Below are 24,441 nucleotides of genomic sequence, written 5' to 3'. Positions count from 1 at the left end.
TTTTATTTATCAAGGGAAAAGCTTACAGTTTACCGATCTCTTGAACAAGATCAATAATTTTGTTTGAATAACCCCACTCGTTGTCGTACCATGATACTACTTTAACAAAGTTATCATTCAGTGCGATACCAGCTTTAGCATCAAAAATTGAAGTACGTGCATCACCTTTAAAGTCTTCAGATACAACTTCGTCTTCAGTGTAACCTAAAATGCCTTTCAGTTCACCTTCAGAAGCTTCTTTCATTGCAGCTTTAACTTCTTCGTAAGTAGCTTTGTTTTTCAAACGAACGGTTAAGTCAACTACCGATACGTCGGCAACTGGTACACGGAAACTCATACCGGTTAATTTACCTTTCAACTCAGGTAAAACCAAACCAACAGCTTTAGCAGCACCGGTTGATGAAGGGATGATGTTTTGGTATGCACCACGGCCACCTCTCCAGTCTTTAGCCGATGGGCCGTCAACTGTTTTTTGAGTAGCAGTTACTGCGTGAATAGTACTCATCAAACCTTCTTCGATACCGAATTTATCGTTAAGGATCTTAGCGATAGGCGCTAAACAGTTGGTAGTACATGAAGCGTTTGAAACGATATTTTGATCGGCTTTCAGCTCTTTATGGTTAACACCCATTACAAAGGTAGGGGTATCATCTTTTGCCGGGGCCGACATTACTACTTTTTTAGCACCTGCATCAATGTGTTTTTGAGCAGTTTCCTGGGTTAAGAATAAACCAGTTGACTCAATAACAACCTCTGCGCCAACTTCGTTCCATTTCAGGTTTGCAGGGTCTTTTTCTGCAGTTACACGGATGGTTTGGCCATTTACAACCAAATTGCCATTTACAACTTCGATAGTGCCATCAAATTTGCCGTGAGTTGAATCATATTTTAACATGTAAGCCATATAATCAGGCTCTACCAGGTCATTGATACCAACAATTTCAATTTCTGGTCTTTGAATGGCGGCTCTGAAAGCTAAACGACCGATACGGCCGAATCCGTTAATTCCTATTTTCATCTGTTTTTAATTTTTACTTGAATAGTAGGTTAATAAATTGTTTATAGGTTCTTTTAATATGAGCGAAATATTAATACCCGCATTATCGGCAGCTTTTAAAAGGTAAGTTTGAAAACCTGCGGCTACCGAGCCTGCAAAGTAAATTTCGGCATCAGGATATTGTTCTTTTAATGGAAGTACGTATGTATTAATCAATAACGTAAATCCTTTAATTAAAATGCCTTGCAGGTAAGCATCGTTTTGGTTTTCGATAAAAAACTCGGCTAATGAGCTTAAGTACAACGCGGGTTGCCTTTGGTGATATACTTTTTCGAGGAGTGTACGCCTGTCGGCATCATAATGCTTTACAAATTTTTTACGCAGGTTATCGGGCAGTGTCTCGTTCAGGTAAGCTTTAATAAGTTGTTTGCCCAGCCAGTTCCCCGAGCCTTCATCGGCCAGTACATAGCCTAAACCAAAATTATTGGCTTTTATTTTTTTACCATCAAAGTAAGCTGCGTTTGATCCGCTTCCGCATATACAAACAATACCGGGTTTGTTTTTACAACATGCAATGGCTGCACCCAGCATGTCATGATCAATAGTTACGCGTGCAAATTTAAAAAACGAGGTAAAGCTATTGCTAACGGCATCTTTTAAAGGCTGGTTTAATACTCCGGCTCCAAAAAAATGTATACGTTTAATTTCTTCGGCGTGGTGTATTAAGTTTATATTTTTATTAAGTAGTTGCAAAATGTGCTTTTCGTCATTAAAAAACGGGTTTATGCTACTGGTTTTAAAAGAGGCCACCGTACGGCCTTTATCGGCCAAACGCCAGTCTGCATAATTAGAACCGCTATAAATAACTGCAACCATGTACTTGAATAGCTTTGGTGGGCGGGCAAATATAATAACTTTAGCGGCTTATTAGTCTATAAAAATGGTGGTTATTGTGTAAAATTTACACCAATGTTTTTTGGAGAAATTAAATCTCATTTTATTAACTCAATTTTCGTTAAAATTGTGTAAGAGTATATATAAAAATGTATACTTGCATTTACAGTTATAATTCTGGGTAAAATTTATTTCGAATAAAAATTACCATTATATTTAAACACAACACATTAAATCAGCCCTTGGAAAAACATCTGGTTAAGTTTGAATCGTCTTTCTCAATAGACTGTGTAATATTTGGATTTGAGGCCGGCGAATTAAAAGTACTGTTAATTGAACGGAGTGATGAGCCGTTTAGAGATTGGCTGGCGCTGCCGGGTAACCTTGTAGAAAACGATGAAGGCATTGAAGAAGCAGCCGAACGTATTTTATTCGAGTTAACCGGTCTTCATGATTTACACATGGAGCAGTTTCACACGTTTGGCGCTGTAAATCGTCACCCGCGTGGCCGTATTATAACTGTAGCCTATTATGCTTTAATACGAATAGATGGGCAACGAGAACTAAAACCAGGTAATTTTGCTAAGAAGGCTCTTTGGCACAGTGTAAACGATTTGCCTAAATTGGCTTATGACCATACTGAAATTTTTAAAACCGGTTTTACAAAACTTCGCCGCAGGTTAAGTTATCAACCAATTGCATATGAGTTGCTGCCCGAGAAGTTTACCCTAACACAGCTTCAGCAGCTTTATGAAGCCATACTGAATAAAAAGCTGGATAAACGAAATTTCAGAAAAAAGATGCTCAGCTATGGTTTCCTCAAAGAATTAGACGAAAAGCAAAAGAATGTATCTTTTCGTGCAGCCAAGCTATATAAGTTTGACAGACGCAAGTACAGCAAAATATTCCAGAATGAGTTAGGTGTAGATATGCAATAACCTGCGAAATAGTATAATCTATAAATAATAAAAGCGCCCATTTGAGGCGCTTTTATTATTTATAGATTTCTCTTTCTAACTTTTTTAAGAGGCTGGATTTTCGAGATGAAACTTAACCAGGTTATCTATAGGCGAACGGATGATGTTGCCCATCTTCATCCCATGTTCTAACACTACTTCTTCGAGTACATTCCTAAAGTTATAACCAACCGAACCTATGCAGTTAAAAGTATAGTTTTTATAGTTAGGGTAGTGGGTTACCAGGTTACGGAAAAAGTCTTCGAATGATGTTTTAACCAGGTTGCGTGAGTATTCAAGATGTACATTATTGTCGTAAACAAACTTGCTGAAGCCGGCGCAAAAACGGTTGGCTAAAGGCTGTGAGTAAACACGGTCGTTCACATCATCTGGGGTTAAGTGGTAAGTTTCCCAGAAGTTTTTACGTACAGCTTCGGGCATATAACCGCGCAGGTAGTCAACTAATAGTTTTTTACCTATATAACAGCCGCTGCCTTCATCACCTAATATATATGCGCCCGAATCAATGTTATGTACCACGTCCTTACCATCATATATACAGGTGTTGGTTCCTGTACCCAAGATGGCAGCAAAGCCCTCGGTACGGCCTAACAACGCACGTGCAGCAGCTAATAAATCATGACCTATATTTACAATTGCGTTAGGAAACACCTGGCTCATGGCCTGCTTTACAATATCACGCTTCTCATCGGTAGAGCAACCTGCTCCATAATAATTTACTTCAGTAAGTTTATCTTTTTCCAGGTCGGCCGGAAGGTTGTCGTTTAACGATTTAACGATATATTCGGTACTTACAAAATAGGGGTTATAACCTTCGGTATTAAAGTACACCTTTTTACCTTCGTCATTTACCAAACACCAGTTTGTTTTAGTTGAGCCGCCGTCAGCAATTAATTTCATAGGGCCATTTTATAATTTAGTTGGGCTAAAGTATGATTTACAAGGCTTAAAAAAAATTAAATTCATGTAAAAAATACACTATCTATATAATAATATCTAACAATCGATTGTAAATCAAAACATTCATTTTTAAATATATTTTATTCATCATTTTTAAAAACATAATTACACATTTGATGTTTACAGAATTGAATAAATGATTGCTATTGTGTTTTTCGCTTAACGATTAAATCAAGTTTATTTATATTTGTAATCTATCTACTTATGCGTTCTGTACACAATGGTTAATCAAACCCCTTTTCTGTTAAATTTTCTTTCTCTGAATTCTTCTCAAATTTCGATTGCTGTAATAGGCTTAGGTTATGTAGGCTTACCTTTAGCTGTTGAATTTGCCACAAAGTTTAAGGTTGTTGGTTATGATCATGCTGATGCACGCATTGCCGATCTTATTAAAAGTGTTGATAAAACTCAGGAAACACCTACGGAACGTTTACTGGCTGTAACCGTATCAGAGCCCGGTACACAAGGCTTATTCTTTTCTTCTAACCCGTCACATTTGTCAAGCTGCAATATTTATATAGTAGCTGTACCTACTCCTACCGATAAGCACAATCGCCCCGATTTAAGCTTGATTATAAAAGCAAGCAAAACCGTAGGCAAAGTATTAAAGCCCGGAGATTTGGTTATTTATGAATCTACCGTGTACCCGGGTGTAACTGAAGAGGTTTGTGTGCCTGTGCTTGAACAGGTATCTGGATTGAAATTTAATAAAGATTTTTTTGCCGGTTACTCTCCGGAGCGTATCAACCCTGGCGATAAAGTACACACGCTCACCAATATCGTAAAGGTAACATCGGGCTCAACTCCCGAAGTGGCTGAGTTTGTTGACCAGTTATACCGTTCAATTGTAAAAGCAGGAACGCATAAGGCGCCAAGTATTAGGGTTGCCGAGGCTTGTAAGGTAATTGAAAATTCGCAGCGCGACATTAATATTGCATTTGTAAATGAAATCGCCAAAATTTTCAACATTCTTAACATTGATACTCGCGCTGTGCTTGAAGCTGCCGGTACCAAATGGAACTTTTTAAACTTTAAACCTGGCTTAGTAGGGGGGCACTGTACCGGTGTTGACCCTTATTACCTCGCACAAAAAGCGCAGGAGGTTGGCTATCATCCTGAAATTATACTGGCAGGCCGGCGCATAAATGACGGCATGGGAACTTACGTGGCGCAAGAAGTGGTTAAATTGATGATCAAGAATAATATTGCTGTAAAGCATGCCAATATTCTGATACTTGGTTTCACTTTTAAAGAAAACTGCCCCGATGTACGTAATACAAGGGTTATTGATATATTACATACATTGCAGGAATATGATACCAATTGCAAGGTATATGACCCATGGGCAAACCCTGTAGAAGTTGAAACAGAATACGGTTTCAAAATATTTAACAGTATAACAGATTTAATTGGTAAATATGATGCTGTAATTTTAGCAGTGGAACATCGTGAATTTTTAGAGCTTAATTATGAAAATTTGAAGAAAAATGCCACAACTGTTATTTATGATATCAAAAGCGTACTAAATAATACAATAGTAAACGGGCGTCTTTAATAATATTATTTACGTAATTATTTCATTGTTTGTTAATTAGGCATAGTTAGCGATATTTTAAGAATGATTTTTAGTAAAATGGAGTGTAAATACTATCTCACCGTAACAGCGATTAAAAAAAAGATTTTTACTTTTGGTGGATTTTAAGTTCTAAGAAAAATACAACTGTGCATTTGAAAAAGCTCGACCTACTATTGAAATGGTGTTTTGTTATATGTGTTCCTATTATAATTTCATCATGTTCCTCAATAAAAAATGTAAAATATTTTACCGATATACCGGATAGCCAAAAGATTACTGATTTGGCTAATCTTAAATACGAAGAACCTCGTATACAGCCTGATGATATTTTGTCATTAAACATACAAACAGTTGATCCGTCAGCAACACAAGTACTTGCAACCGGTACACTTCAAAATTCAGCTGTAGGGGCAACAACAGCCGGTAGCACCGGTTCGCAAACTATTGCCGGATACTTGGTTGACAACAGTGGTAATATTGAACTGCCTGTTTTAGGAAAAATCAAAGTAAGCGGCCTTACTACTGAACAGGCCCGCGAAGAAATCCGCGGCAAAGCATCAAAACTTTTTAGAGATCCTACGGTGAATTTGCGATTTGCAAATTTTCGAATCACAGTAATGGGAGAGGTGGCAAAGCCTGGTGTTTATGTGGCATCCAACGAAAAAGTAAACATTTTAGATGCTTTAGGTTTGGCCGGCGATTTAACAATTTACGGTAAACGTGAAAATATTGTTCTTATAAGGCAGTTTGAAGACGGAAGCCGTAAAATGATCAGGTTAGATATTACTAAGAGTGACATATTAAATTCGCCTTACTACTATTTGCGACAAAATGATTATTTATATATAGAACCTGTGAAATCAAAGGTTGTAGCTTCGGATGCAATACAAAACCGAAGTGTGAGTGTGATAACAGCTGTAACAGCAGCATTAATTTCTTTAGTGGCGATATTAATCAGTACTAACAAACTTTAAATCTATGTATTCTTCGCCTAAGTCTAATGCCATATCTGGTTCTGGTAATCAACATGAAGTCATCGATTTGAAATTGATCATTGCAAAACTTTTTCAATATTGGTGGCTGTTTGGTATTAGTGCTATATTTTGTTTAATAATAGCATTTTTTTACGCAGGATATGTTTCACCTCAATGGCATGTATCGAGTAAAATATTGGTAAAAGATCAAAAAAACAGTCCGCAGGTAGGGGCAGGCGCTGGCATTGGTAGCGATCTTGGTTCTCTGTTTAGTGTTAAAAGTAGCGCTGATAATGAGATCCAAATTTTAAAATCGCGCACGTTGATGCAGAATACTGTTGTTAGCATGCAACTTAATGTTCGTATTTATCAAAAAGATGGCTTTAAGAAACGTGAAATATATCAAGAATGCCCATTTAACGCTAAAATTATTTATAAAGCTGATACCTTAAAGGCTATTACATATACCCTGGAGATATTAAATGAACAAGAATATAATATAAAAAACACGTCAGATGATGTTGATATAAGGGGCAGGTTTGGAAAAACACTTAGCCTCAAGCAATATGATATTCTGTTAAACTACATTCCGGGTGCAAAACATTCTAAAGATTACTTAATTTCCATCGAATCAATTGATGCAGCAATTGATGCTTTTTCTTCACAATTTTCTGCTGTATTATCAGACAAACAGGCAAGTACTATTGACTTGGGTATGACTTATTCTAACCCAGCTAAAGGTGAAGCAATTTTAGGTAAATTAATGCATTTGTACCTTTTGAATAATATTCAATATGAAAAACAAATTGCTGATAGTACAATGCAATTTATTGATTCCCGAATTGCATTGGTATCAAGGGAGCTAAATAATATTGAAAAGCAATTTGAACAGTATAAAACACAAAATAGTATTGCCAACATCAATGAACAATCAAAGGTTTTAATTAACAGTGCTGGAGAATACTATAATAAATTAGCAGAGCAGGAAACGCAGCTGAACGTCATTAAGGATTTGCAAAGATATTTGAATAACCCTCTGAATAAAAAGGTAATTCCAAGCTCACTTTTAAATCCTGTTGATCAATCTTTTGGGCAGGCAATAAATGCTTATAACGAACTTTTACTTTCAAGAGATCGAGCTTTATTGTCATACACTGAAGACAACCCTGTTGTGAATAACATTGATCAGCAATTGAATAACTCTAGGATAAACTTACTGAGAAATATTGAAATATATAAAAACTCCTTAACCGCAGGTAAGAAGCAAATTGAGAAACAAAATCAAGGCTTTACCGGCCAGTTAAAGCAGCTGCCAAGTAAAGAGCGTAATTACCTTGATTTTGCACGCCAGCAAAATCTTAAGCAAGAACTGTATCTTTTTCTGTTGCAAAAACGCGAGGAAACGGCAATTACCAAAAATTCAACAATGTCAAGTTCACGGGTTATTGATGTTGCCAAAAGTGAGTTTTTACCTTATAAACCTAAAAAAATAATTATTTATATAATTGGTTTAGTGATAGGTATAGTAATTCCCTCATTTTATCTATTTGTAAAGGAACTTTTAAACGTTAGAATAAATGGCAAAAATGACATTACGAATATCACTGCTATTAACATACTCGGAGAAATAGGCCATAATAGTGATAAACAAAGTCTTGTAACAGGCCTCAATTCAAGATCTATTATTTCTGAACAATTCCGTAGCCTTCGAACTAATTTGCAATTTGTATTAGATAATTCAAAGTCGAATGTGATTTTGTTTACGTCAAGTATGAGTGGTGAAGGTAAATCTTTCTTATCATTAAATTTAGGTAGTGCACTGGCTCTTACAGATAAGAAAGTTGTTTTTTTAGAAATGGATTTACGCAAACCCAAGTTATCAGAAAGTGTTGGTTTGGGTATTGAAAATGGCTTTACTAATTATGCGATTTCGGGTAACAATGATTATAAAAAAATGTTAAAGCAATTAAGTTTTAACAAAAACTGTTATCTGATTTCCTCCGGACCAATTCCGCCAAATCCAGCCGAGCTATTAATGGGAGGAAAACTCGAACTGCTGATCAATCAATTGAAACAGGAGTTTGATTATATAATGATTGATTGTGCTCCAGTTGGGTTAGTTACCGATGCCCTGATTTTTGAAAAATATACTGATTTAACATTCTATGTAATCAGGCAAGGGTTTACATATAAATCGCAATTAGCAATACCTGATGAGCTATCAAAAGAAAATAGAATGAAAAATATCTATTTTATTGTAAATGATGTACAAAATGAGAAAGCTGGCTACTCATCATTTAAGCAAGCTTATGGTTATGGTATTGAAGAAGAAGAAAGTTTGCTAAAGAGGTTATTCAAAAGGAAGTAATATGCACTCTGAAGATCATAACCAGACAAAAAATCTTTTCAAAAATATCTTATCAGTTGGGCTTGTTCAGATTGCTAATTATTTACTTCCGCTAATTTCAATTCCTATAATTGTAAGAATTATAGGACCGCATAATTTTGGCACAATTAATTACTATGTAGCATTTACAGCTTATTTTTTGCTTTTTATAAACTATGGTTTTGACTATACCGGCACGAGATTTTTGGCTGTTGATAAAGACAATATTGAACGCAGAAATGAACATTTCAGTAAAATATTATATGCTAAACTTTTTTTGTTTTTATGTAGTGCGCTAATATTTTTTATATGTATTACGTTTGTTTCAAAAACAAACGATGAATACAGAGTTGCAGTATTTACTTTTCTGTTAGCTATATCAAATGTATTATCGCCCAACTGGTTTTACCAAGGTATGCAGGATCTTACCAAGGTGGCAATATTTAATCTTTGTACTAAAGTTATTTATACTTTAGCCATACTAATTATTGTAAAACATCAGTCTGATTATATACTACAGCCATTAGCGCTAAGCGTAACACAGATAATAATTTCTGTAATTTCATTTGTATTAGTAATAAATAAATACAAAATAAAATTGCAGCCTGTTAAATTAGCAGCAATACTTAATTTGTTGTGGATAGATAGACTGATTTTCTTTACTCTCCTTTCATCAAATCTTTACACAGACACCAATATAGTTATATTAGGTTTATATGAAACAAAAGAAAATATAGGATATTTTTCAGCAGCCTGGAAGTTTATCTTTATATTTTTAATGGTGATATCCTTTCCAATATCTCAGGCTTTTTTCCCTTACATCGCTGAATCATTCTCTAAGAATGTTACCAAAGGTATAGAGCAAGTGCGTAGAGTATTACCCATGATCGTATACTTTACAATCTTGGGATCTGTGGCGATATACTTTTTAGCCGATATATTAATTATTTCATTTTACGGAGAAAAGTTTGCTCCTGCTGTTTACGTATTTAAAGTGTTAACATTAGTTCCTGTACTATCATACATTAACACAATGTTAGGTTTACAAACAATGGTAAATCTTAAAATGGATAAAGCATATTTCAGAATTATTTTACTTGGTGGAATATTTAGCGTAGTTTTTAATTTGATTGTAATTAAATTCTACGGATACAAAGGTGGAGCATGGTCATGGGTGTTTACCGAAATTGTAATTGCACTTATAATGCATTTCTATCTCAAAAGCAAAGGTTATAACCTGTTTGATATTAAGTTATATTCAATATCAAATGTTTTGGAGGAAATAAAATTACTTGTGAAAAAATTCACTCACAAAAGTGATTCATTAAAAAAGATATAGTATGAACGTTAGCGTTGTTGTAATATTCTTTAAATCAAAGGAAGAGGATTTTGCTCGAAACATTAATACTTACATACATGAAGTCGATCACGTTATTATTTGGCAAAATTCCTTGTTAGATAAACGGATTTTATCATTAATTGACAAAGCGCAGGTTCATAAAATTGTTATTGCAGGCACAGGGGAAAATGTTGGTATAGGTAGAGCTTTAAACGAATCGATTAGGATTTTACGCAATTTGGGTGCTACACATATAATGACCATGGATCAGGACAGCCATTTCATTGCTGGTCATTTATCAGAGTACAAAAAACTAATAAAATTGCACAGTAGTCTGGATATTGGTGTTTTTGGAATTAATCCCAATAATTGGGGCCGATTGTTGTATCCTGAAAATGATATTTTCATTGAAGTTACCGATACAATTACTTCCGGCTCTATTTTTCCAATTCATGTATTTGATGAATTTGGAGTGTTTGATGAAAAACTTTTTATTGATGCTGTTGATTATGAATTCTGTTACAGATTGAAAACACGTGGCATTAAAACCATTGTTTTCCCATCTGTACATCTTGAACATCAGGTTGGTGAAATGTACAAAACCTGGCTTGGTTTTAAAACTGATAACTACTCTGCTTTCAGAACTTATTTTTTGGTTCGTAATCATATTACTATGTGGAAGCTTTATCCTTCGATATTTCCCGCCCGGTATAAGGTAATGTTAGTGAAAGGACATATCATGTATCGTTTGGTTAAAATCGTATTGGGTGAGAAAGATAAACTGAATAAAATAACTTCTATTTTCCGCGGCATTTTTGATGGTTTTAAGGGAGCATAGGGTTTTACAAATAATTGAAAGATATGAATAATGTTGTTTTTACTATAGTCGCAAAAAATTATATACCTCTTGCTCAAACCTTAGGCTGGTCCATATCAAAATATAATACCACACCAATCGACTTCTATATTTTTGTTGTAGACGAGCTTGAAAAAACAGACACATATACTACTGATGAAGGTTATAAAATTGTTCCGCTCAGTTTGGTAAACATTGAAGGAATTGAAGATTGGGCGTTTAAATATAATGTTACCGAATTTTGTACCGCGGTAAAACCGTCGTGTTTTAAATATGCTTTTGATAAACTTGGTTTTAAAAAAGCTATTTACTTTGATCCTGATATTTTTGTATTTAACAATCTTGACGGCATTTTTAACGAACTTGATAACGCTGATATTGTTGTTACACCGCATTATACAACACCTCAAGTAAATTATACCGGCGATCAGCCCGAAACGGGTACGCTTTTTGTTGGAATATACAATTTTGGTTTTGTCGCTTTTAACAATTCTGGTTTATCTTTGTCATTACTCAATTGGTGGGAGAACCGCCTTTCAAATCAGTGTTATGCAGATATTCAAGATGCATTACATACTGATCAAAAGTGGGGGGATTTTTTGTCTGTTTATGCTAACACAAAGTTACTTGTGTCTCAAAGTATAGGTCGCAATTTGGCTCCATGGAACTTATTTGAACGAGAGATTGTGAGCAAAAATGATCGCTTTTTGGTTCGTAATCGTATAAATGGATTTGAAGAGGATCTCATATTTGTACATTTTGCAGGTTTTGATCCCAATGATTTAGCACTAATTCATAAAGATTTTTGGAAAATGCCTATTGAAAAGTATCCGGATTACGAGTTAGTGCGCAAAATATACATAGAAGTAACCAGCCAATTTAATTTTACAAAAGGTAGGCTAAGTGAATATGGGTATAGCCGTTTTTCAAATGGAATTTATATCCAGGATTTTTACAGGCGTTTATACCGTAGCCTTACTGAAGATGGAAAAATTTTTACTTCACCATTTAATTCCGATGCTCGTTTTTACAATATGCTTGAGTCATTTGGTTTAATTGTAAAAAATAAGCCTCAAAAGTTAAATAGTAAAAATGCGCCTGGTTTTGAAAATAAAATAACCAAAATTCAAATTGTATTAAAATTACTGTTTAAGGTACTTGGTGCTGAGAAGTACTTTCTATTAATGAAGTTTTTAAATAGATATTCGAGAACAGAAAATCAAGCTTTTTTATTGGGAGAAAAAATCAAGAAAATATACTAATGAGAATATTGTTTGATTGTACATATCTCAGAAACAGGCATACCGGAGTAGACGTTACATTTCTTGATCTGATTCAATCTATTTTGAAAAAAGACTCGAAAAATCAATATACTGTTATAGTTGATCACAGATATAACGTTAATCATTTGCATAAGATTCTATATGGATATAACAATTATGAAATAAAACGGATTTGGTGTTTTTATCCATTGCATATATTCATATCGGCATTTTTTATGCCTATTTATATTTGGCTAAAAAAGTTCGATGTATACCATAACCCTTATTTTTTTGGGCCGTTATATAAGGTTTCAAAAGTGAGAATAGTAATTACTGTTCATGACTTATATCACAAAACTATAAGAGATAAAATGAATAGTTTACATAGTAAACTATTAGATATTTTTGGAGATTGGGCAGTAAAGGTTGCTGATAAGATCATAGTGATATCCACACAGACCAAAAATGATGCCCTAACGCATTATAATATTACTGAAGAAAAATTAGTGCTTATTTATCAGGCGATAAACACTGATGCCCCAATAAATATCGATCTAAACTGTGAATTAAATGGTGTGCCAATAAACCACGTTAAATATATTTTAAATGTTGGTAAAATCCTTCCAAGTAAAGGATGCGATGAACTGATAAAGGCATATAGCATTTTAAAACACGATGTTCAGTTTTCTGATTTTCAGCTTGTTTTTGCAGGAATAAGTGATACTACTTATTTAGAAGAAATGAAATCGCTGTCTGCAAAATTAGGTTTAAATGAAAACGAGGTTGTATTTTTGGGGTATGTAAATGACAATACTCTTAACCAGCTATACCAATGCGCCAGTTTATATGTACTACCAAGTTATTTTGAAGGATTTGGCTTAACGGCACTTGAAGCTATGAAATTTAAATGCCCGGTTATAGTAAGAAACGCTTCAAGCTTACCTGAAGTTGCAGGTAACGCAGCATTATTATTTAATAATGTTGATGAACTATATCATAATATGCAATTATTGCTAACTGATAAAAGTCTGGTTCAACAACTTGTAAATGAAGGCACCGAACAGTTAAAAAAGTATAGTACAAAGCGTAGGGCTTTGGATACATTAAATACCTATTTTAATTAATTTATGGTAATTAAAAACTGGATTTCGGGATTTGCGAAGTATATATTTAGAGAATGGTTAATGTATTTACCTTCACGTAAATTAAGGACTTTTTTTATAAGAAAGATTTGTAGGAATGTTGGTAACGATGTGTTTTTCTGTATGAAAATAGATTTTAAGGGTGATGGTAATAATTTAAGTATAGGAGCGAGTTCGTTTATTAATAAAAATGTTATTTTGGATGCAAGGTTTGGAAAAATTCAAATTGGGAGCAATGTTGATATTGGACAAGATACGCACATTTGGACTACGGAACATGACCCAAATGATGATTTGCATAGTGTAAAGGGGGGAGACGTTACCATTGAAGATCATGTTTGGATCTCTACACGTGTAACATTGTTACCTGGCATCACAATAGGTAAAGGTGCAGTGGTTGCCTGTGGTAGTATTGTAACAAAAGATGTAGCACCACTTGCAATTGTTGCCGGCGTACCTGCAAAAGTAATTGGCCAACGTACCAACCAGCTAAAATATGATTTGAGCAAGGGTATACGGCCATATTTTTTTTAAAAGCTATGAGTGTTACTGCCACCGGCATTGTTATAATAATTTTAGGGCTTTTGCTATTTATTACTTCTACTAAATGGCTTATAGGCCTAATGGTATTTTTTGTGCCATTTACAGGAACCGCAGTCATTAATGTTGGAAGTGGTACTACAGGTTCGGCCATCCAACCTTTCATGTTTTTGCTTATTCTGGTTTATATTAAAAATTTTATAAAATGGAGTTTTAGTGATAGTAAGCTAAAATTTGAAGTTTCTGTATATCAAAAAAAATTTCACTTATATTTCTCCTTATTTTCCCTTGCTCTTTGTTTTTCCTTGATCATGCCTACGATTATAAGTGGAAGCTTGTATGGTAATATTTCAGGAAGATTAGGAGAATCATTACCTATCGTATTTTTTGGACGTAATATAACTCAAACACTTTATTATTTTTTAGGGGTGCTATTTGCTTATACTGTATTTAATTATGCAAAAAACACAGATGGCTTTTTGTTTTTGATCAAGGTGATGGGGTATTCAACCTTTTTTGCCGTTATGTGGGGTATGCTTGAGTTAATTTGTATTAAAACAGGACTACCGTATCCCACAGCATTGTTTAATAATAATATAAATGAGGCCATAGCACGCGGAGAGTCAGTTTTGGATTCAGGTTCGCGCAGAATTACTTCAATAGCAGCCGAGCCGTCGATATTGGCACAATCATTAGTTATTTATGTACCGTTCCTATTAAGTAGTATTGAGTCTAAAACTTATATATTTTCAGCTTTAAAAGATCGACTATTGTTACTGCTTATATGTTTAGCGATATTTTTAACAACTTCTTCAAGCGGTATAATATCTTTAGCTTTAGTGTTTGTGATTTTTTATCTTTCTAAACATGAGTCAATAAGAGTAAAAGCTATTAAAATTATTTTTCAAATAGGACTTATAATTTGTGGCGTTGTGATGGGGTATATATTATTCCCAAAGCTTTTTGAGGAGTTGTTTCTAAATAAATCTCAATCATATTCGGCTGCCGAAAGGCTGGGAACCATTACATCGGGCTGGGATAATTTTTTACATTATCCTGTATTGGGCGTAGGTTGGGGAGCTATCACTGTAAATGATTTGTTTCTTAAAATTTTGTCAAATACCGGTATTATAGGTTTTTCATTATTTTCAATGTCTTTGTATTTTATTTTAAAACAACATCTTAAAGCTTATGCTGTTATAAGAGATAACTTAACAGCATTTTTCGTTAATAGGTCTACATTTTTAGCACTATCGTTACTGTTGTTAAATTGCGAAATAGCTGGCTTCTCTTTTTATTTTGGAACGTTTTGGTTAATATTAGGATTGAGCATTGTTGATAAAACCAAGTTATTTAATATACATGCTCCATATTTATCAGATAATGTATATGAATATGTGTCGGAAAGGAAAAATTTATGAAAGTGATGGTTTTGGTGGGAAGTTATCCGCCACAACAATGCGGGGTAGGAGACTTTTCGTATAAATTAGTCAATAATTTTAATGATGCATCTACGGAAATTGTGGTATTGGCAAATATAGATTGGTCGGTTAAAAATATTATAGCAATTGTCAAAGAAATAAACTTTAATAGGCCAGACATAATTCATATTCAATATCCATCATTAGGCTTTGGTTTTAGTTTGGTTCCGCAAATTCTTAGTATTATTTATCCTACTATTGTTACTATACATGAAGTAAGTCAAAGTCACTGGATTAGAAAACTTTCTCTTATGCCCTTCTCTTTCAGGTCAAAATTAATTTTTACGAATCCATTTGAGTTTGCATATTACAAAAAACTATATCCTTGGGTTAGAAAAAAATCTAAAATTATTCCAATAGGCTCTAATATAGAGCTTGAACAGCAGATAGGTCTTGAAGACAAAAACGTTGTTAATATCATATATTTCGGACAAATAAGGCCAGAGAAAGGTTTAGAAGAAATTGCTAACCTATCAAATATGATTAGTGAACATAAAATAAATTATAAAATCATAATAATGGGTCAACTGCTTACTCAGTTCAATGATTATTATAATAAAATTTTTCCGTTGTTCGACCATTCAGTAATTGAATGGAAATTGAATCTTGCTGAAAAGGATGTGTCAGCAGTTTTAAGTGAAAATTTGATTTGCTACCTTCCTTTTCCCGATGGTGCATCTGCGCGAAGAGGATCGTTGTTTGCAGCACTACAAAATAACATGTTAGTGTTTTCTACTAAAGGATTGCAAACAACGTTAAATATTGAACAAAGTATTGTTATAGTAAATACTGCCACTGAAATGCTAAACATTTTATCTTCTACTGATAAAGAAGTATATATTAATATTTATAAATCAAAGAAAACTGATATAGAAGCTTTCAACAAAAGCGTAGATTGGTCGGAAATAGCATCTCAACACCTACAGTTGTATAGCAAAATAAGTATAAATTAAGTTAAACTGATTTACATCAATAATGTTCATTAAGCTAAGGTTTACTTTAATTAAATGAATTTAGAATGATCAAATAATAAAATGAAAGTTGCCATAATTCATGATGAGCTAATGAGGAAGGGAGGAGCCGAACAGGTAGTACTAACTATGCTGAAAGCCTTTCCTAACGCAGATATATATACTTTAGCTTATGATCCCGAAGGTACATATCCGGAGTATCGTAATTATAAAATTAACACTTCAAAGTTTCAATTTTTTGCAAAGAATGTTAAAGTTATGCATGCTTTATTTTTTCCGTTTGGAATAATAGCAATGCAATCCATGAAAATAAAAGATTACGATGTTGTGTTAATATCTAATACTCATTGTGCTAAATATGTACAAATTGATCCAAAGTCTCTGGTGATCATGTACACACATACACCTTTCCGTTTGGCATGGAACCCTACATCTTATACGCAATATTTAAATTCAAAAGGAGCTTACAGATGGGTTTTTAACAGAGTTATAAATGCCTTGCGAAAAATTGATTCAAAATCGGCACAACGCGGAGATTACTTTATTGCTAACACTGTACAAACGGCACAGCGAATCAGGGATTCTTATAAAGCTACTAATGTTTCAATTATAAATCCGGATGTAAAAGTTCGCAACTTTCATGTAAATGATAAAATAGGAGACTATTACCTTGTTGTATCAAGACTTGAATTTTACAAGAAGGTTGACTTGGCAATACAAGCATTTAACAAGCTTAATTACAAACTTATAATTGTTGGTAACGGAACAAAAATTGATGAGTTAAAGGATATGGCCAATGATAATATAACTTTTAAATCAGGAGTTGATAATACAGAATTAGCCGAACTTTATGCCAATTGCAAAGCGCTTATTTTTCCTCAGCATGAAGATTATGGTATTACACCACTGGAAGCAAATGCTTCAGGTAGGCCCGTAATTGCTTATGGTAAAGGAGGTGTTTTGGAAACTATGATTCCGTATGATGGCAAATCATCTGATTGTACAGCTGTTTTTTTTGACGAACAATCCGTTGAATCATTAATTGAAGCAGTTAAAATATCAGAAATTATAAACTTCAATCCTGCTTTTATCAGAGAAAATGCATTACGATTTGATGAAAAAGTTTTTATTGAAAAGTTAGTCCATTTTGTTGACGAGAAATATCATTTGCATATTAATAAAACAGGTAAGAAGTTAGCTATATAATCGCTGATTTCTTACCTGTAACTTGTTAGGTCTTGATATAAGTTTCTAAATGAACTTCGTATCCCAAATGATAACATTGCTGTGTTATTTTTAAAAGCATCATTGTTTTCCCGTCTAAAAGTTCCTCCAAGTTCAATACGTAAATTATATTTTGGATTTAATAAATAAGCAACCTTTGCTTCTGCATAATACAAATTGGTGGTCAGGCCTTGACCAATAAAGTTTCCTACAGTACTGGCGCTCAAACGGGTTCCAAAATTCTCAGGTGGGCCTGTGTATCTGGCTGGTGTTAAATAATTTTGGAACGGATCTTTACCCCAGTTTAAGTTGTTTTGGTCTAATCCATAATGCCCGTAGGTCAACTGACCTGTAAAATCAAAACGCTTGTAGGTGTAATTTAATAAACTCACTATCTCTTTAAAATTGGCTCCCCATGGATGTGCTAAAGCTTCGCCATTATTTGCGTAATTATTGATAGCTTTTTCTTGTGCATAAGTATAAGGTTTAGCACCATTATATTCAATTAAATAATTCAGCCTTTTAACATTAAATAAATCGGTTCCACGTGCACCTATTTGCCAGCCGTATTTATTACGTGAGCTTCCTTTGTTTGAAAAAAAGTTTTTAGCTTCAAATTCATCCAATGCGAATTGCCCATAAGCAACCAATTGTGTGGAAAATTCGTATTTGCCATTAAAGCCAATTAGTGCGTTGTCGGGTGATCCATTATCAGCTTCAACCGGTCTTAAAAATATGATAGGATTGCCATAAGTAAAGTCGAAACCGCGCTTGTGACCCGCATCATCCGCATCTCCCCAAATAACAGAATCAAAAAAACCTAATGATAAACGGTTGGTTATATTCCAGTCTAAATAATGAAATACACCCCATTTTTTACGATTGCCCGTTTCGTAGCTCAGTTTTGTAGATCTGGGGTCTTGCATGTAACTCCACATCACCATGTAGCTTACACTACCTAAATTGCCTGTGAGTTTAAAAAAGGTACTGGGCGAGCTGAAATCAGAGAGTAACATAGAACGATAACCATCACCTATGAAGTTCTTATCGTACCCAGCTGCAACGTTTAAATATTTATTTGGTGTGTAAGAAAGTAATGCTGTAACGTATGACCAGTCTTTGGTGCGACTATCGCCATACTTACGGTCATATGCCTGCCCGGATACTATTCCGGTCTGATTTACATAAGTATCAAAGTAATTGGCGAATACCGCCTGATTCTCATATCCGCTTGAATAAAAGTAAAACTTGTTACCAATAGTACCGCCTAACTGATACCCTCGCGTATTTAACCAGGTAGTGCGCGAGTTACTAAAATCGCGGCCAATAGTTAAGTCGGGTAAATAATCAGCAAAAAAAGTATAATCGTTATGTTTAATATCAATTAAATGCTCATTAAATAATTTACGATACACCCAGCTATGGCGTACTGTTGTATCAACACCATAATCCATTAAAGCTCTGTAACGAGGGTACAGTGTCGAATCGCTGATGATATAAGGTTTTACAGCACTGTGAAATTTGCTTTTGGTAGAATAAACCGAATCATTAAGTTTTTGATAAAACTGATAGCTGTAAGGTTGGTATTGGGCTTGAGCCAATGCATTGTTTGCGCCAAATGCAATACTGCCGAATATAAATAACTGTTTAAGTAAGTTAAGTCTGTTTCTCTTCATAGTGTAGATAACGCAAATATAGCAACATTATTAAAACTATATTTTAGGTTAAACATATGGTTGTTTTGGTTGCATTAAATAAAAATTAAACCAATTTTATATTTACATGTTTAGCTCACACATAAACGCGTAATTTGTGCGGCTGTTTGTAATAAAAATATAAGCCGTTTTATGGGCTTCAAATTAACAATGTACAACATAAATACTTCTGTAAAAATATTGGTTATTGGCGATCTCATGATTGACCATTATATACATGGCAACTGTAATCGTATATCGCCAGAGGCCCCTATACCGGTAGTTGAAGTAACCCATGAAACATATACACTTGGTGGAGCCGGTAATGTTATCAAAAACATTAAGGCTTTAGGATGCGATTGCGATATTATTGCAATTACCGGGAATGATGAGAACTCACACCGCATTAAAAACTTATTAAACGAAACAAATGTTGCAGGCGATGGATTGGTAGCAGATGCTGACCGTTGTACAACCATTAAATCACGAGTACTTGCAATTAATCATCAGTTAATACGTATGGACCGCGAGGTTGCCGAACCGATTGGAGCAGACGTAGAACATTTGATTTTAGAGAGGCTTAGCGATAGAATAAATAATTATGATGTTGTTTTACTTTCAGACTATAACAAAGGACTTTTAACTGATTCTGTACTACATTCAGCAATTCAAATTTGTAATGATGCAGGAAAGTCTGTTTTGGTTGACCCCAAAGGCCTCGATTTTGCAAAATACAAAGGCGCCTCACTTATAAAGCCTAACCGAAAAGAAGCTGGGCTTGCAACAGGCATTAAAATAAAAGATACTGAGACCCTCGAACTGGCGTGCCGTAAAATTAAAGAGATTACTAATTGCCAAAGTGTTATTGTAACCATGTCTGAAGATGGCATAGCACTGTTTGATAACGATACGCTAACTGTAATTCCAACAAAAGCTATGGGAGTAATTGATGTTACCGGGGCAGGAGATACGGTATTAGCTTCTTTGGGAGTAGCCACGGCATCGGGTTACACTTTACAGCAGGCGTGTGAGTTTGCCAATGCTGCTGCTGCTGTAGTAGTGAAAAAAGTGGGTAGTGCAACAGCTGCCATTAATGAAATTAATGAAAAGTACTAAATTAATGAATCAAAATATACAGCAGGTATTTGATGAGCATATTGGAGTGGCTCAACAAACTCAAGTTCTACTTTCGGGTAAAATAAACGAGGTTTGCCAGGCTATTTTAGACTGTTTAGCAAACGGCAATAAAGTATTGCTTTTTGGCAATGGCGGCAGTGCTGCCGATGCACAACATATTGCTGCTGAATTTACCGGCCGGTTTGTCAAAAACCGGCGTTCGTATCCGGCTATAGCCTTAACTACCGATACATCGGCATTAACAGCAATAGGTAATGATTATGGTTTTGACCGCATATTTGAGCGACAGGTTGAAGGGCTTGCAGTAACAGGCGATATATTAATAGGTATATCAACCAGTGGTAACAGTGCTAATGTAATTAAAGCTTTAGAACGCGGGAATAATATGGGATGTATAACCATAGGTTTTTCGGGCAATGATGGTGGGCAAATGAATGAATGTTGCACAATAAACCTTGTGATACCTTCAACTGTAACAGCCAGGATACAAGAAATGCACATTACCATTGGTCATATTATATGCGAAGGTATTGATTTAGTCTGCTAAATATATCCCGTATCAATAATATATGATGATTTACTAATAATTAAATGTAGCTACCTGTAATTGTAATATACTATATAAAATTAAAATAGCTCTGATCTCAAAAAAGCAGATTATTAATTCAAGAAACTGATAAATAATTTACTAAGATTTTAAATAAGCCTGATAACTTGTTTGATTTGCATAATTTAAATTACAAACAGTTTAATTATTAATTAGTTAAGAAAGTTTAACTTTCAACAATAAAAAATATAATATATTGTACTAATTTAGCGAACTGCTAAGGCAGTATACAGCTACTTTTCAAGGATATTTTTTTATATGAGCCATAGATACGCTACTTTCATAAAAGCCATCAATCTTTCTGTTGATTATGTGATTTTGAATGTGAGTATGATTTTGGCTTACATCATTGTTGATAAATCCTATATAATATGGATAAACAATAAAAATTACCTTCCCATTGTATTGGTGTTTAATTTAATATGGCTATTATCGGCTAATATTACCAGGTTTTATGAGCAAGTACTTAATAAAGATTCCATTAAAACCTTCCGTGGAGTATTTAAAACTTATTTGCTTTTTGTAAGTCTTATTTGTTTTACAGTACTTATTATCATAGGTACTAAAGCATACTCCATAACCAGGCAATATCTTTTTTATGCCCTGGCTTTATTTGGTTTTTTAATTGGTATATGGAAGCTGGTTTTTTTGGCTATCCGCAGAAGCGACAGGGCTATGCTTACCGATTTTAGGCAGGCTGTAATTGTAGGCGGTGGCCGTATAGGTAATGACCTTTATAATTTTATTATCCACAACCCTGAAAGGGGATATAAAATATTAGGATTTTTTGAGGATAATGTAAATGGTATTAAGCCCGACCTGTACTTGGGTGGGGTAGACGAGTGTATTCAATACGTTAAAGATAACCGGGTAGATGAAATTTTTTGTACTCTACCTAATACTGAGGCCGAAAAAATTGAACGCCTTATGATGGATGCCGATAAAAACCTCATCAGGTTTAAGCTCATCCCTGAGTTTTATTATACTCATAAGCCAACCTTTGTGCAAAATTTTGGCCACATACCGGTAATTTCTATTCGGCCCGAGCCATTGGAGAATATGTTGAACCGGTTTTTTAAACGCCTGTTCGACATCGTATTTTCTATATTTGTTATTGTATTTATATTTAGTTGGTTAATGCCTATACTGGCAATCATCATTAAAGTAACATCACCAGGTTCTGTATTTTTTGTACAACGCCGTTCGGGCCGCGATAATGAGTCGTTTAACTGCTACAAGTTTAGAAGCATGCAGGTTAATAAAGATTCTGACTCAAAACAAGCCACTCGTGGCGATGCCCGTATTACCAAAATTGGTGCTTTCATGCGTAAAACTAATCTTGATGAATTACCGCAGTTTTTCAATGTATTGTTAGGTAATATGACTGTGGTAGGTCCACGTCCGCATATGCTTAAACACACTGAAGAGTATTCGCATCTAATTGATCAGTTTATGGTTCGCCACTTTTTAAAACCTGGTATTACCGGTTGGGCTCAGGTAAACGGTTTACGTGGCGAAACAAAAACAACTGAAGATATGCTTCAGCGTGTAGAAGCCGATGTATGGTACCTCGAAAATTGGTCGTTCCTGCTCGATTTAAAGATTATTTTCCTTACTTTTTATGGCACTGTTAAGGGCGATAAAAATGCATTTTAAGTGTTATTTGAAAATTAATTGCCTTATAGCCAGTCAACTCTAATTAAATGAGATTTTTATTTTTTGAGTTAGCTTTATAACACTATATTTGCACCTCAATAACGCGGAAGTGGCGTAATTGGTAGCCGCACCAGACTTAGGATCTGGCGCCGCGAGGCGTGGGGGTTCGAGTCCCTTCTTCCGCACAAAAAAGATAAAAGCCTTCAAAGTCATTGATTTTGAAGGCTTTTTTTGGTTCGAGAATATTACTGATATATTTTTGAATTATGTAAGCTGTTGTTTTAAAGTGTTTTAACGATTCGAGTACCGCATGCATATTAGCCATTAGCGATCTTTAATAATCGGAATATCCAGCATTGTAGCTTCCTAACAATGGGTGTTTTTTTTTCCTGTCATGGACACTTAAGGCCTCAATACCTATAGCAAAGGAGGCGGTTGCGCCAGAAGAACCGCACCAGCATAATCACACTAACCGAGTTGAGCAGAAAAGCGACCAAAAGCCCGATTCCTTGCCAGTTTGTAAATACTTCCATCGGACCACTCAGGTAGAGCCAGGAAGTGTGTGAGCGTTTAAATGTAAACACAAACGAATTAGTGAAGTTATTTCCCCAGTGCAACCCGATTACCAGCCAGATGCTCCCTGAACGTATAAGCGCTGTAGAAAGCATGAGATACCCTGCAAACAAACCTAAAGCATAGAATAGATTATTGGCTATGCTGGCACCCCAAACATCGTGCATCGCCACAAAAACTAAGCCCACGACCGTTGTCGCTACCTTTACATTGGTTAGCCGGATCAACTTATGATAGCAATAACCGACGACCAGAAAATCCTGAACTGCCGCTGTTGGTAGTACCCGCCAGAACTGGTTAAAGAACTCCTTCCATTCAACTACGGTATTAACCCGCAACTCATTACCCCTGATGAAGGCGCCTAAACAGTAGGACAACATGTAAGCCAGCATCCCAAGCAGTAAACCTAGCGGGACAAGTAGCAGGTGACGCCGGTTCAGATCAAAGCCTAAAGCTGAAAAATCAAATTTTTCAGAACGGAACATGATCCAGTTGACTAGTACCACCAGCAGCAGGCCTACAGGTACATAGGGTACATCTATAAAACCACTGCCAATCAAAGCCGCAGCCATTAAACACACAGCAACGGCTAAACGCAGCCACTCTCGATAATTGGATAACATTTGTTTCATGACGCAGCTAAATTACTACCTTTGCTATTATCGCTCAGGCTGAAAATCGAAAAGTCGTCCCAATGTCGCCTAATGTCTTAAATATTCACTTGCAATGACCCCCATTCAAACCGCAAGGATTGTGAAAGAGGCGCGTCTGCAAAAAGCACTGACACAAAAAGAACTTGCCGCCTTAGCAGGCATCAGCCTGCGTTCACTTCAGCGCATTGAGAAAGGAGAGGTGCTGCCAAGAGCGTATACCTGGCGGCAACTGGGTTTCTATGTTAACCTACAGGCAGCACAGCCCTTAAATTCACCCGTTCCAGAAGCCGCTATGAACGTTTCCAATTTTAATTTGCCCCGAAAGTGGATAATGAGTGTGGCATTACTGGTCGTGATTATTTTAGCTTTCAGTGCTTTCGTGATCCAGTCACCCACCTTTCCCGAGACACTTTTTGAAATGGTTAACATGTTTTTGGTCGGAAGTATACTTTACGCAGTGTTTTTGTATAGAATCTGGAGATAGCAATTATAAATTGGTGCCCCATTATAAGTGTCAGGCATCGCAAAATGATAGCAGATCA

At 35.1% G+C, this 24,441-nt stretch carries 21 protein-coding genes and 1 tRNA gene; 17 read left to right on the top strand and 5 right to left on the bottom strand.

Annotated elements, in window-relative coordinates; genetic code table 11:
* Positions 1 to 22: 22 nt before the first annotated feature.
* Both gap and QE417_RS04180 read right to left on the bottom strand, forming a co-directional pair.
* Positions 23 to 1,018 (bottom strand): type I glyceraldehyde-3-phosphate dehydrogenase, encoded by a 996-nt coding sequence (gene gap, locus QE417_RS04185; protein WP_311947718.1) that lies wholly within the window; start codon positions 1,016 to 1,018, stop codon positions 23 to 25.
* A 6-nt stretch (positions 1,019 to 1,024) separates the two neighbouring features.
* On the bottom strand, positions 1,025 to 1,873 hold the full coding sequence (locus tag QE417_RS04180; RefSeq protein WP_311947717.1) for a hypothetical protein: 849 nt from the start codon (positions 1,871 to 1,873) through the stop codon (positions 1,025 to 1,027).
* A gap of 260 nt (positions 1,874 to 2,133) precedes the next feature.
* Between QE417_RS04180 and QE417_RS04175 the strand changes: the two genes are divergently transcribed.
* Positions 2,134 to 2,829: an NUDIX hydrolase gene (locus QE417_RS04175; RefSeq protein ID WP_311947715.1), complete on the top strand. Its 696-nt coding sequence runs from the start codon at positions 2,134 to 2,136 to the stop codon at positions 2,827 to 2,829.
* An 84-nt stretch (positions 2,830 to 2,913) separates the two neighbouring features.
* Here the strand turns inward: QE417_RS04175 and QE417_RS04170 are convergent, their stop codons facing one another.
* Positions 2,914 to 3,768: an N-acetylglucosamine kinase gene (locus tag QE417_RS04170; RefSeq protein WP_311947713.1), complete on the bottom strand. Its 855-nt coding sequence runs from the start codon at positions 3,766 to 3,768 to the stop codon at positions 2,914 to 2,916.
* A 280-nt stretch (positions 3,769 to 4,048) separates the two neighbouring features.
* Between QE417_RS04170 and QE417_RS04165 the strand changes: the two genes are divergently transcribed.
* From QE417_RS04165 to QE417_RS04115, 11 genes are all read left to right on the top strand, one after another.
* Positions 4,049 to 5,383 carry a nucleotide sugar dehydrogenase gene (locus tag QE417_RS04165; RefSeq protein ID WP_311947711.1) on the top strand — a complete coding sequence of 445 codons (1,335 nt, stop codon included), beginning with the start codon at positions 4,049 to 4,051 and terminating at the stop codon, positions 5,381 to 5,383.
* Positions 5,384 to 5,556: 173 nt separating this feature from the next.
* On the top strand, positions 5,557 to 6,378 hold the full coding sequence (locus QE417_RS04160) for a polysaccharide biosynthesis/export family protein (RefSeq protein WP_311947709.1): 822 nt from the start codon (positions 5,557 to 5,559) through the stop codon (positions 6,376 to 6,378).
* Between the two features lie 4 nt (positions 6,379 to 6,382).
* Entirely contained in the window at positions 6,383 to 8,746 is a 2,364-nt protein-coding gene (locus QE417_RS04155; RefSeq protein WP_311947708.1) for a GumC family protein, read from the top strand.
* A 1-nt stretch (position 8,747) separates the two neighbouring features.
* Complete coding sequence (locus tag QE417_RS04150; protein ID WP_311947707.1) at positions 8,748 to 10,103, top strand: flippase; 1,356 nt, start codon at positions 8,748 to 8,750, stop codon at positions 10,101 to 10,103.
* Between the two features lies 1 nt (position 10,104).
* Positions 10,105 to 10,941 carry a hypothetical protein gene (locus QE417_RS04145; protein ID WP_311947705.1) on the top strand — a complete coding sequence of 279 codons (837 nt, stop codon included), beginning with the start codon at positions 10,105 to 10,107 and terminating at the stop codon, positions 10,939 to 10,941.
* Positions 10,942 to 10,964: 23 nt separating this feature from the next.
* Positions 10,965 to 12,221: a hypothetical protein gene (locus QE417_RS04140; protein ID WP_311947703.1), complete on the top strand. Its 1,257-nt coding sequence runs from the start codon at positions 10,965 to 10,967 to the stop codon at positions 12,219 to 12,221.
* Positions 12,221 to 13,345, top strand: coding sequence for a glycosyltransferase family 4 protein (locus QE417_RS04135; RefSeq protein WP_311947701.1), 1,125 nt, complete (start codon positions 12,221 to 12,223; stop codon positions 13,343 to 13,345). Before QE417_RS04140 ends, QE417_RS04135 begins: the two co-directional genes overlap by 1 nt.
* A gap of 3 nt (positions 13,346 to 13,348) precedes the next feature.
* Positions 13,349 to 13,897 (top strand): acyltransferase, encoded by a 549-nt coding sequence (locus QE417_RS04130; RefSeq protein WP_311947699.1) that lies wholly within the window; start codon positions 13,349 to 13,351, stop codon positions 13,895 to 13,897.
* Positions 13,898 to 13,902: 5 nt separating this feature from the next.
* Positions 13,903 to 15,324, top strand: coding sequence for an O-antigen ligase family protein (locus QE417_RS04125; protein WP_311947697.1), 1,422 nt, complete (start codon positions 13,903 to 13,905; stop codon positions 15,322 to 15,324).
* Complete coding sequence (locus QE417_RS04120; protein WP_311947695.1) at positions 15,321 to 16,337, top strand: hypothetical protein; 1,017 nt, start codon at positions 15,321 to 15,323, stop codon at positions 16,335 to 16,337. The genes QE417_RS04125 and QE417_RS04120 overlap by 4 nt, the downstream gene beginning before the upstream one ends.
* A gap of 81 nt (positions 16,338 to 16,418) precedes the next feature.
* Positions 16,419 to 17,561: a glycosyltransferase gene (locus tag QE417_RS04115; RefSeq protein WP_311947694.1), complete on the top strand. Its 1,143-nt coding sequence runs from the start codon at positions 16,419 to 16,421 to the stop codon at positions 17,559 to 17,561.
* A gap of 11 nt (positions 17,562 to 17,572) precedes the next feature.
* Here the strand turns inward: QE417_RS04115 and QE417_RS04110 are convergent, their stop codons facing one another.
* On the bottom strand, positions 17,573 to 19,255 hold the full coding sequence (locus QE417_RS04110) for a gliding motility protein RemB (protein WP_311947692.1): 1,683 nt from the start codon (positions 19,253 to 19,255) through the stop codon (positions 17,573 to 17,575).
* Between the two features lie 171 nt (positions 19,256 to 19,426).
* On the opposite strand from QE417_RS04110, the gene rfaE1 reads away from it, so the two are divergent.
* From rfaE1 to QE417_RS04090, 4 genes are all read left to right on the top strand, one after another.
* On the top strand, positions 19,427 to 20,389 hold the full coding sequence (gene rfaE1 / locus QE417_RS04105) for a D-glycero-beta-D-manno-heptose-7-phosphate kinase (RefSeq protein WP_311947690.1): 963 nt from the start codon (positions 19,427 to 19,429) through the stop codon (positions 20,387 to 20,389).
* Entirely contained in the window at positions 20,376 to 20,957 is a 582-nt protein-coding gene (locus QE417_RS04100; RefSeq protein WP_311947688.1) for a D-sedoheptulose 7-phosphate isomerase, read from the top strand. Before rfaE1 ends, QE417_RS04100 begins: the two co-directional genes overlap by 14 nt.
* Before the next feature lie 318 nt (positions 20,958 to 21,275).
* Complete coding sequence (locus QE417_RS04095; protein ID WP_311947685.1) at positions 21,276 to 22,673, top strand: undecaprenyl-phosphate glucose phosphotransferase; 1,398 nt, start codon at positions 21,276 to 21,278, stop codon at positions 22,671 to 22,673.
* Between the two features lie 103 nt (positions 22,674 to 22,776).
* A tRNA-Leu gene (locus QE417_RS04090) sits at positions 22,777 to 22,858 on the top strand.
* 225 nt (positions 22,859 to 23,083) lie between these two features.
* On the opposite strand, the gene QE417_RS04085 is transcribed toward QE417_RS04090, so the two are convergent.
* Entirely contained in the window at positions 23,084 to 23,878 is a 795-nt protein-coding gene (locus tag QE417_RS04085; protein WP_311947684.1) for a CPBP family intramembrane glutamic endopeptidase, read from the bottom strand.
* Between the two features lie 94 nt (positions 23,879 to 23,972).
* On the opposite strand from QE417_RS04085, the gene QE417_RS04080 reads away from it, so the two are divergent.
* Positions 23,973 to 24,383, top strand: a complete 411-nt coding sequence (locus tag QE417_RS04080) for a helix-turn-helix domain-containing protein (protein WP_311947682.1) — start codon at positions 23,973 to 23,975, stop codon at positions 24,381 to 24,383.
* The last annotated feature ends 58 nt before the right edge of the window (positions 24,384 to 24,441 follow it).

Origin of the sequence: Mucilaginibacter terrae, from assembly GCF_031951985.1 — a bacterium.
GTDB lineage: Bacteria > Bacteroidota > Bacteroidia > Sphingobacteriales > Sphingobacteriaceae > Mucilaginibacter > Mucilaginibacter terrae_A.
Note: the sequence above shows the minus strand (reverse complement) of the source record. Positions and strands in the feature narration are given on the sequence as shown.

What these genes read in the sequence shown, in the direction of transcription:
- QE417_RS04130 (WP_311947699.1), top strand. Translation starts at nt 13,349, where the DNA reads ATGGTAATTAAAAACTGGATTTCGGGATTTGCGAAGTATATATTTAGA.
- QE417_RS04085 (WP_311947684.1), bottom strand. Translation starts at nt 23,878, where the DNA reads ATGAAACAAATGTTATCCAATTATCGAGAGTGGCTGCGTTTAGCCGTT.
- QE417_RS04145 (WP_311947705.1), top strand. Translation starts at nt 10,105, where the DNA reads ATGAACGTTAGCGTTGTTGTAATATTCTTTAAATCAAAGGAAGAGGAT.
- QE417_RS04120 (WP_311947695.1), top strand. Translation starts at nt 15,321, where the DNA reads ATGAAAGTGATGGTTTTGGTGGGAAGTTATCCGCCACAACAATGCGGG.
- QE417_RS04080 (WP_311947682.1), top strand. Translation starts at nt 23,973, where the DNA reads ATGACCCCCATTCAAACCGCAAGGATTGTGAAAGAGGCGCGTCTGCAA.
- rfaE1 (WP_311947690.1), top strand. Translation starts at nt 19,427, where the DNA reads ATGGGCTTCAAATTAACAATGTACAACATAAATACTTCTGTAAAAATA.
- QE417_RS04150 (WP_311947707.1), top strand. Translation starts at nt 8,748, where the DNA reads ATGCACTCTGAAGATCATAACCAGACAAAAAATCTTTTCAAAAATATC.
- gap (WP_311947718.1), bottom strand. Translation starts at nt 1,018, where the DNA reads ATGAAAATAGGAATTAACGGATTCGGCCGTATCGGTCGTTTAGCTTTC.
- QE417_RS04110 (WP_311947692.1), bottom strand. Translation starts at nt 19,255, where the DNA reads ATGAAGAGAAACAGACTTAACTTACTTAAACAGTTATTTATATTCGGC.
- QE417_RS04165 (WP_311947711.1), top strand. Translation starts at nt 4,049, where the DNA reads ATGGTTAATCAAACCCCTTTTCTGTTAAATTTTCTTTCTCTGAATTCT.
- QE417_RS04180 (WP_311947717.1), bottom strand. Translation starts at nt 1,873, where the DNA reads ATGGTTGCAGTTATTTATAGCGGTTCTAATTATGCAGACTGGCGTTTG.
- QE417_RS04155 (WP_311947708.1), top strand. Translation starts at nt 6,383, where the DNA reads ATGTATTCTTCGCCTAAGTCTAATGCCATATCTGGTTCTGGTAATCAA.
- QE417_RS04125 (WP_311947697.1), top strand. Translation starts at nt 13,903, where the DNA reads ATGAGTGTTACTGCCACCGGCATTGTTATAATAATTTTAGGGCTTTTG.
- QE417_RS04135 (WP_311947701.1), top strand. Translation starts at nt 12,221, where the DNA reads ATGAGAATATTGTTTGATTGTACATATCTCAGAAACAGGCATACCGGA.
- QE417_RS04170 (WP_311947713.1), bottom strand. Translation starts at nt 3,768, where the DNA reads ATGAAATTAATTGCTGACGGCGGCTCAACTAAAACAAACTGGTGTTTG.
- QE417_RS04095 (WP_311947685.1), top strand. Translation starts at nt 21,276, where the DNA reads ATGAGCCATAGATACGCTACTTTCATAAAAGCCATCAATCTTTCTGTT.
- QE417_RS04140 (WP_311947703.1), top strand. Translation starts at nt 10,965, where the DNA reads ATGAATAATGTTGTTTTTACTATAGTCGCAAAAAATTATATACCTCTT.
- QE417_RS04100 (WP_311947688.1), top strand. Translation starts at nt 20,376, where the DNA reads ATGAAAAGTACTAAATTAATGAATCAAAATATACAGCAGGTATTTGAT.
- QE417_RS04115 (WP_311947694.1), top strand. Translation starts at nt 16,419, where the DNA reads ATGAAAGTTGCCATAATTCATGATGAGCTAATGAGGAAGGGAGGAGCC.